At 69.9% G+C, this 8766-nt stretch carries 8 protein-coding genes; 2 read left to right on the forward strand and 6 right to left on the reverse strand.

Annotated features, from left to right (window positions below):
* Positions 1–144: 144 nt before the first annotated feature.
* A complete protein-coding gene (locus G6030_RS13855) occupies positions 145–963 on the reverse strand; it encodes an SDR family NAD(P)-dependent oxidoreductase (RefSeq protein ID WP_187701840.1) in 819 nt (272 codons plus the stop codon).
* Between the two features lie 11 nt (positions 964–974).
* On the opposite strand from G6030_RS13855, the gene G6030_RS13860 reads away from it, so the two are divergent.
* Positions 975–1733, forward strand: a complete 759-nt coding sequence (locus tag G6030_RS13860; protein WP_182643526.1) for a PaaI family thioesterase — start codon at positions 975–977, stop codon at positions 1731–1733.
* A gap of 12 nt (positions 1734–1745) precedes the next feature.
* On the opposite strand, the gene G6030_RS13865 is transcribed toward G6030_RS13860, so the two are convergent.
* Positions 1746–2381 carry a TetR family transcriptional regulator gene (locus G6030_RS13865; protein WP_241724363.1) on the reverse strand — a complete coding sequence of 212 codons (636 nt, stop codon included), beginning with the start codon at positions 2379–2381 and terminating at the stop codon, positions 1746–1748.
* Between the two features lie 68 nt (positions 2382–2449).
* A complete protein-coding gene (locus G6030_RS13870) occupies positions 2450–3961 on the reverse strand; it encodes a fatty acid desaturase (RefSeq protein ID WP_182643528.1) in 1512 nt (503 codons plus the stop codon).
* A gap of 242 nt (positions 3962–4203) precedes the next feature.
* Here G6030_RS13870 and G6030_RS13875 point away from each other — a divergent pair, with 242 nt between their 5' ends.
* Entirely contained in the window at positions 4204–6069 is a 1866-nt protein-coding gene (locus G6030_RS13875) for an ABC transporter ATP-binding protein (protein ID WP_241724364.1), read from the forward strand.
* Between the two features lie 59 nt (positions 6070–6128).
* Here the strand turns inward: G6030_RS13875 and G6030_RS13880 are convergent, their stop codons facing one another.
* The 3 genes from G6030_RS13880 to G6030_RS13890 form a co-directional block, all read right to left on the reverse strand.
* On the reverse strand, positions 6129–7058 hold the full coding sequence (locus tag G6030_RS13880) for an SDR family NAD(P)-dependent oxidoreductase (protein ID WP_182643529.1): 930 nt from the start codon (positions 7056–7058) through the stop codon (positions 6129–6131).
* Between the two features lie 71 nt (positions 7059–7129).
* Positions 7130–8452 carry a TrpB-like pyridoxal phosphate-dependent enzyme gene (locus G6030_RS13885; RefSeq protein ID WP_182643530.1) on the reverse strand — a complete coding sequence of 441 codons (1323 nt, stop codon included), beginning with the start codon at positions 8450–8452 and terminating at the stop codon, positions 7130–7132.
* Positions 8453–8489: 37 nt separating this feature from the next.
* A partial coding sequence (locus G6030_RS13890) for a GNAT family N-acetyltransferase (RefSeq protein ID WP_182643531.1) occupies positions 8490–8766 on the reverse strand: 277 nt, incomplete at its 5' end.

An 8766-nucleotide genomic window follows, 5' to 3' on the forward strand; every position in this document is an offset into this window, starting at 1 on the left:
ACCTCGCCAAAGCCGCTTGACATCCATAGGAGCATCCGAGGCCCCGGCCGGCGCGCCCTTCCCGACACAGCAGCGCGCCCCGGGGCCCACCGGTGCGGGATGTCCCCGCGCCGGTGACCCCGGAGCGCGCCCGGGAGCCGGTGGTCAGTTCCCGCGGAGGGCCTTCATCCGCTTGTGGGAGCCGGCCACGATCCGGCCACGGTCGACGCCGGACGAGAACTCGACGCCCTTGCGGTTGTTCTCGCCGCCACAGACGTGGATCGGCCCGTTGCCGATGGACGCCAGGACCTCCTCGGCGACCTCCTCGGGCTCGCTGACGGTGAAGCCGGGCAGGTCCATGTCCAGGCCGGCGCGCACCATCGCGGGGGTGCGGACGACGCCGAGGATGACCTCGACGACGTCGACGCCGTACTCGCGCATCTCCAGCCACAGGCCCTCGACGAAGACACGGCTGAACGCCTTCGCCGCGGAGTAGACGCTCATGTCGGCGTGGCCGAGGTAGCCGGCCATCGAGCCCATCACGACGATCCCGCCGCGGCCGCGGGCCTTGAGGCCGGGGCCGAACTGGCGGATGATCTGCATCGGCGAGGTGATGTTGAGGTCGATGACCTTCTGCACCTGCGCCATGTCCGACTCGACGAACTCGGAGCCGTAGGTGTTGGCGCCGGCGTTGAGCACGATCAGGCCGAGGTCGAGGCCCTCGCAGGCCGCGGCGATGCCCTCGGTGGCACCGGGCTCGGTGAGGTCGACGGACAGGGTCCGGCACTCGACTCCCTTGGCGCGCACGGCCTCGGCGGTCTCCTCGAGGGGCCCGGTCTTGCGGGCGACGAGAACCGTGGACACCCCCTGATCGGCGAGGCGGAAGGCGATCTCGGCGCCCACGCCCTCACTTCCGCCCACGACGAGGGCCCAGGGGCCATAGGTAGCAGGATCGAACGGCTTCGGATTGACAGGTGTCGACATACCCTAAGAGTATGACTAAACAGAGCGATAATCCCGGATTCGGCGGCGTGCCCCTGCCGAAGCTGGGTCCGAACGAGGATTTCTCCCTCGAGGCGGCGCGGAAGCGACTGGGCGAGACGTTCGAGCCGATCCCCACCCCGGAGTTGCCGCCGGCGGATCCCGACCTCGATCGTGCGGTGGCCGAGCTGCGTCGGCTCCGTGAGGCGACAGCGGCGTTGGCGCACTCGGAGGTCGAGCTCGGGGACATCGCCGACCGCCTGGCCGAGGTGGCTGACCTGCTCGAACCGCGGGTCCCGTCGCCGGCGAAGCGGCTGGAGACCATGTGGACGGGTGCGGGCACCCGTCGGTCGAACCCGGTCGCCGGGCCGGAGAACCCGCTCGCCCCGCCGGTGCAGTTCTACGGCTGCGATGACGGCTCGGTGCGGGCGGAGGTGACGCTGGGCCCCGTCTACCAGGGCCCTCCCGGGTGTGTCCACGGGGGTATCAGCGCCCTGATCATCGACCACATGATGGGGTTCGCCAACCACTGGGGCGGCCGCCTCGGGATGACCGCGCACTACGAGATCGACTACCGGTCGCCCACCCCGCTGCTCGAGCCGCTGTCGTTCCGCGCGTGGGTCCAGGAGCGCGAGGGCCGCAAGACGTGGACCCACGCGACCATCCACGCGGGCGAGCGCTTGTGCGTGGAGGCGCGTGGCCTGTTCCTCGAGGCGAGTGTGCCGGTCCCGGGTCAGCCGGGCACCGAGTCGATGCTCGGCGACGGGGCATAGGGCACCGGGCCCTCAGCCCGGGAGGTCGACCTGGACGACCTTCTGCAGGTACGGCGCGATGACCTCGGTCAGACCGGAGGCCAGCTGGTCGGGGTCCTCGGGCGGGAGCGAGATGAAGCTGATGCCGATGCGGGCGATGATTGAGGCCGCCAACCGGGCCTGCGACTCCTCGATCCGCATCCAGCTCTCGGCGAGGGCGGGGGTGAGCACCTCGGTGGCCCGCTCGATGAGCGGGCCGGCCTCGGTGGTGATGAGCCGCAGCAGCTCCGGCTTGATGTCCCCGGTGAGCAGGGCCCGGATGAGCGGGTCGCGCTGGCTGGAGAGCAGGAAGCCGTTGATGCCCTCACGCAGCGCGGTCTCGATCTGCCCGGGATACCGGATGATGGAGTCGCGGATCTCACCGGCGAACGTCTCGGACAGTTGCAGCGCGTACGCCTGCGCCAGACCCTCCCGGTTGCCGAACGTGCTGTAGAGGGTCTGCCGGCTCAGTCCGGCGGCTTTGGCGACGTCGGACATGGTGACCGCGGACCAGTCGCGCGAGCCGAGGAGCTCGTGCATGGCCTCGAACACGGTGCTGCGGAGCGGCCGACGCTCCCCGCGCGCGTCCGCGGGGGAGCGTCGGTCACTGGTCTGGCGGTGACGGGGCATGGTGTCCATTGTTGCGGATACCCGGTTCCGGGCGGGGGAGGGCCGGGTTCCCACCCCGTACGCGGGGGTCACTTCACCGGCAGGAAGTCGACCTTGTCGCGCACGCCGCAGTCCGAGCACTGCCAGGAGTCGGGGATGGCCGACCACGGGGTGCCGGGCGGGAAGCCCTCGCGCGGGAGGCCGGCGGCCTCGGAGTAGTGGTTCCCGCAGTTGGGGCACACGTACTCACCGGTGGGCGAGGTCTGGTCGGTCGCGATGTCGGTGTCGGCGATGATCTTCTCCGCCACCGCGGTCGAGCCAGCCCCGTAGCGGGCGAGGATCTTCTCCCGCTTGGAGGGCTGGATGTTCGCGCGGGTGATGTCGCCGTCGTAGTGGTCGAGGACGCGCTTGTCCATGACCTTCCGCCACAGCGGCGGGATGTAGGCGATGACCATCATGGTCGCGTACCCGGACGGCAGCTGCGGGGCCTGCTCGAAGCTGCGCAGCATCTGGTAGCGGCGCATCGGGTTGGCGTGGTGGTCCGAGTGGCGCTGCAGGTGGTACAGGAAGATGTTGGTCACCAGGTGGTCGGAGTTCCACGAGTGCTCGGGGCGGCAGCGCTGGTACCGACCGGCCGAGGTCTTCTGGCGGAGCAGTCCGTAGTGCTCGAGGTAGTTGACGACCTCGAGCAGGGAGAACCCGAAGATCGCCTGCACGATCAGCCAGGGGGCGACCTCCCACCCGAAGATCGCGATGAGCGCGCCGAACAGCACGACGGTCATGAGCCAGGCGTTGAGGTTGTCGTTGCGGAGGGTCCACGGGCTCTTGCCCAGGCGACCGAGACGCTCGGACTCGAGCGACCACGCCGAGCGGAGCGAGCCCACGACGCTGCGGGGCAGGAACGCCCAGAAGGACTCTCCGAAGCGGGAGCTGGCGGGGTCCTCCGGAGTGGCGACGCGCGCGTGGTGGCCGCGGTTGTGCTCGATGAAGAAGTGGCCGTAACCGGTGGTGGCGAGCGCGACCTTGGACAGCCACTTCTCGCTGCCGGCGATCTTGTGGCCGAGCTCGTGAGCGGTGTTGATGCCGATGCCGCCGGTGATGGCCACGGTCCAGGCGACGCCGATGGAGGCGGCGACGCCCAGGCCGCCGTCGTAGCCGAGCCAGGACAGGTCGTCGGCGGTCCACAGGTAGCAGGCCGCGATGAGCGAGCCGTACTGGAACGGGATGTACAGGTAGGTGCACCACCGGTAGAACGGATCGGCCTCGAGCTTGTCCATGACCTCGTCCGGCGGGTTCTCCCCGTCGGCGCCGATGGCGAGGTCGCCGAGCGGGATGGCGACGTAGACGAGGAACGGCAGGAGGTACCACGCGGCGGTGGCGGGGATCTCCCAGCCGAGGGCGTTGAAGCCGGCGACGAACGGCATGGACAGGAACAGGCCCATCGCGGGGATCACGCCGAGGAGCCACAGGTAGCGCTTGGCGTCGGTCCACGCGTACGGCTCGACGTCCGCGTGAGCGTGCCCGTGATGGTCATGGTGCGCGTGAGGCGCCTCGTGCTGATCGGCCCCGTCCGTGGGGCGGATGTACTCGGTGCTGGACATCGCGACGACCTCCGAATCAACGTTTTGTGGCATATGCCACTGTGTTACACCCGACATTAGACAAAAACCCGCGCCGTGTCTAGACATACGGTCGGTCTTTGTCCAGAAGGCCTCGATGATGACGACGACGAGGACCCGCGATCTCCGACCCAGGCCGGAATAGGTCGGGCACCGGCCGGGTTGTACGGAGGTGTCGTCGGTACACCCCTCGACCGGCGTGAGAGGAGTGGCCCGGCTTGTCCATGCACATGGCCGCCATGCGGACGCTGTACCGGGCCGAGAACAACGGCATCTCGCTCGACCGGAGTGTCTTCACCCGCGAGAACTTCCGCCGGATCGGGCAGTTCGCGCGCCCACACACCCGGCGGATCGTCGTCTTCCTCATCCTCTCCGTCTTCGGGGCGTCGCTGGCGGTCCTGACCCCCGTGCTCGCGGGCCGGGTCGTCACCGCGATCGTCGAGGCCTCGTCGGTTCACGTGGTCGTCGGGCTCGCGGTCCTCATCGCCGCGATCGGCGTCGTCGAGGCGGTGGCGGCCGTGTTCACTCGGCTGTGGTCGGCCCGGATCGGCGAGGGCCTGATCCTCGATCTGCGCCGCGCCGTGTTCGACCACGTGCAGACGATGCCGGTCGCGTTCTTCATGCGGACCCGCACCGGCGCCCTGGTCAGTCGCCTCAACAACGACGTCATGGGTGCCCAACGGGCCTTCTCCGACACCCTCTCCGGGGTCGTGTCCAACCTGGTGCAGCTGGTCCTCACCCTGGCGGTGATGGCCGGCATCAACTGGCAGCTCACCGTGCTGTCGGTCCTCCTGCTGCCGATCTTCCTGTTCCCCGCCCGGTACGTCGGTAAGCGTCTGGCCCGGCTCCGTCGCGAGGCCTCGGACCTCAACGCGTCGATGAACGACCAGATGACCGAGCGCTTCAACGCCGGTGGCGCGACCCTGGTCAAGCTCTTCGGCCGGCCCTCCGCGGAGTCGGCGGAGTTCGCGGCACGCGCCGGGCGGGTCCGCGGCATCGGGGTGCGCACCGCCTTGTTGATGAGCGTGTTCATGAACTCGCTCACGCTCGTGTCCACTCTCGCCCTGGCGCTGGTCTACGGGCTGGGCGGGTGGTTCGCCCTCAACGGCGGGCTGGACGCCGGGTCGGTGGTCGCGCTGGCGCTGCTGCTCACCCGTCTCTACGGCCCGTTGACGGCGCTGGCCAACGCGCCGATGGACATCGTCACGGCCATCGTCAGCTTCGAGCGGGTCTTCGAGGTCCTCGACCTGGAGCCCCTGATCTCCGATGCCCCCGACGCCGTCGACATCCCCGAGGGCCCGGCGACCATCGAGTTCGACGACGTCCACTTCTCCTACCCCTCGGCGGACAAGATCTCGCTGGCCTCGCTGGAGGAGGTCGCGGTCCTCGACACCCGCGGCGGGCAGGAGGTGCTGCACGGGATCTCGTTCCGCGCCGCGCCGGGCGAGATGGTGGCGCTCGTCGGGTCGTCGGGCGCCGGGAAGTCGACCATCGCGTCGCTCCTGCCCCGCCTGTACGACGTCGACTCGGGCGCGGTGCGGGTCGCGGGCCTGGACGTGCGTGACGTCACGTCGTCGTCGCTCCGTCGGACGGTCGGCATGGTCACCCAGGACGGCCACCTCTTCCACGACACGATCCGCGCGAACCTCACCTTCGCGCGCCCGGAGGTCACCGACGATCTCGTGTGGGACGCGCTGCGCCGGTCCCGGCTCGAGGGCCTGGTCGCGTCGCTTCCCGACGGCCTCGACACGGTCATCGGTGACCGCGGGTACCGGTTGTCGGGTGGAGAGCGTCAGCGCCTGACCATCGCGCGTCTGCTCATCGCGGAGCCGTCGGTCGTGGTGCTGGACGAGGCGACGAGCGCGCTGGACTCGACCAACGAGTCCGCGGTGCAGGAGGCGCTGACGGAGGCGATGTCCGACCGGACGTCGCTGGTGATCGCGCACCGCCTGTCGACCGTCCGGGCCGCGGACCGCATCCTCGTCCTGGAGTCGGGGCGCGTGGTGGAGTCGGGGACGCACGCCGAGCTCCTCGCGGGCGGCGGGCGGTACGCGGAGCTGTACGAGACGCAGTTCGCCGACCAGGAGTGACCCGCGGCCGGCCCCCGGCGTCATCCGCGCCGCCCGGCCGCCCCGGCCGCCCCGGCCGGTCAGCTCTCCAGGTGCAGGCCGAGCTCGCGGGCGGCCAGCGCGGCGTACTTGGAGGTCTGCTCGAAGGCGCCCTCGAGGGGGTTGGCGTCGGTGACGTCGGCGATCTCCGCCCAGCGCTCGGCCACCACCTCGGGGGTCCGCGCACCCTCGGGCAGGTAGACGCCACGGCTCTCGACCATCTGCGACACCGCGAACACGCCGGCGCCGGCACCGAGGATCGTCTTGGTGGGGGCGTCCTCGCTGACCATGAACAGGGCGCCCGGCGCGATGGTCTCGGGGCCCATGATGTCCAGCACCCGCTGCGGCAGCAGGTCCTCGGTCATGCGGGTCGCGGCCGTCGGAGCGATGGAGTTGACCTTGATGTTCTTCTTCTCGCCCTCGATGGCCAGGACGTTCATCAGGCCGACCAGCCCCGACTTGGCCGCAGCGTAGTTGGCCTGGCCGAAGTTGCCGTAGATGCCCGAGGAGGACGTGGTCATGAGGATGCGGCCGTAACCCGCCTCGACCATGTGCGGCCACACGGCCTTGGTGCAGTTCACCGAACCCATGAGGTGGACCTCGAGCACCTTGCGGAAGTCGGCGATGTCCATCTTGGCGAAGGACTTGTCGCGCAGGATGCCGGCGTTGTTGATGAGGACGTCGATGCGGCCCCACTTCTCCATGACGGTGGACACCATGGCCTCGACCGCCGCCTCGTCGGTGATGTCGCTGCCGTCCACGATCGCCTCGCCGCCGGCCGCGGTGATCTCCTCGACGACCTGCTGCGCGAGCGATGGCGACCCGCCCTCACCGCGGACGTCGCCACCGAGGTCGTTGACGACGACCTTGGCGCCACGCTCGGCCAACGCGAGGGCGTACGCGCGGCCCAGGCCGCCGGCCGCACCGGTGACGATCGCGACGCGGTCGGTGAACTCGATGGTCTTGGTCAATTGGGGGCTCCTTTATCGAGGGTGGGGAACGTGTCTGGTGGTCGGGTGGGGACGCGGGCTCGTGCGGCGCGTCAGCCCAGCTCGCCGCGCACGAACGACTCGTACGCGGGCAGGTCGAGGAAGCCGTGACCGGACAGGCCGATCACGATCGACGGCCCGGTCCCGGCCTCGCCGGTGTGCTCGCGGGCCTTCGCCATGGCACCGGCCAGTGCGTGGGTCGACTCGGGGGCGGGCACGATGCCCTCCGCCTTGGCGAACTCGACGCCGGCCGCGAACGCGACGTTCTGCTCCACGGCCATCGAGTCGAGCAGGCCGAGGTGCTTGACGTGGCTGACCAGCGGCGCCATGCCGTGGTAGCGCAGGCCGCCGGAGTGGATGGGATCCGGGACGAAGTCCTGGCCGAGGGTGTACATCTTCATCAGCGGGGTCAGACCCGCGACGTCACCGTGGTCGTAGCGGAACTCACCCTCCGTCAGCGACGGGCAGGCCGTGGGTTCGACCGCGACGATCCGGGTCCCGGCGCCGGCGAGGTTCTCCCGGATGAACGGGAATGCCAGCCCGGCGAGGTTGGAGCCGCCGCCGGCGCAGCCGTACACGTAGTCCGGAGCGCCCTCACCGAACATCGCCAGCTGCTTGATGGCCTCTTCGCCGATCACGGTCTGGTGCAGGCACACGTGGTTGAGCACCGAGCCCAACGAGTAGCGGGCCTCGGGATCCGCGGCGGCCACCTCGACGGCCTCGGACACGGCCATACCGAGAGAGCCGGGGGTGTCGGGGTCCTTGGCGAGGAACGCGCGACCGGCCTCGGTGAGGTCGGACGGGCTCGGGTGCACGGACGCCCCGAAGGTCTCCATGAGCATGCGCCGGTACGGCTTGGAGTGGAAGGAGGCCTTGACCTGCCACACCTCGACCTCGATGCCGAAGGCCTGCCCGGCGAACGCCAGCGACGCACCCCACTGGCCGGCGCCGGTCTCGGTGGTCAGCTTGGTGATGCCCTCGGCGGCGTTGTAGTACGCCTGCGCGACCGCGGTGTTCGGCTTGTGTGAACCGACGGGGCTGGTGCCCTCGTACTTGTAGTAGATGCGGGCCGAGGTGCCCAGCGCCTTCTCGAGGCGCCGTGCACGGATGAGCGGCGACGGTCGCCACAGCCGGTAGATCTCCCGGACCGCCTCGGGGATCTCGACGTACCGCTCACCGGTCACCTCCTGCTCGATGAGCGCCATCGGGAACAGGGGCGCCAGGTCCTCGGGACCGAGCGGCTCCCTGGTTCCGGGGTGCAGGTGGGGCGCCATCGCCTCGGGCAGGTCGGCCTGGATGTTGTACCAGTGCGTCGGCATCTCGCTCTCGGGGAGGAGAGCCTTGACCAGCGGGACGGAGGGGGCGTCAGACGTCATGTGTGTCCTCGGAAGGGATCGAAGGGTGAGCCTGGTCTCATCCTAGGAGGTCGCGTCGCATGGGCAGATGGGGGATCCGACCGTCGAGGTAGTCGGGCCCGCACCGGACGAATCCGAACTGCTCGTACCACTGCTCGAGGTGGGCCTGGGCCCCGATCTCCACCGGCCGGTCACCGCACAGCTCCAACGCCCGGCGGATCAGCCCGGCCGCGATCCCCCGTCCTCGCCAGGACGGTGCCGTACACACGCGCCCGATGTGCATGAGGCCGTCGGCGGAGTCGTCCCCGAAGACGCGCAGCGTCGCCACCAGCTCA

Source organism: Dietzia sp. E1 (assembly GCF_014145015.1).
Lineage (GTDB): Bacteria > Actinomycetota > Actinomycetes > Mycobacteriales > Mycobacteriaceae > Dietzia > Dietzia cinnamea_A.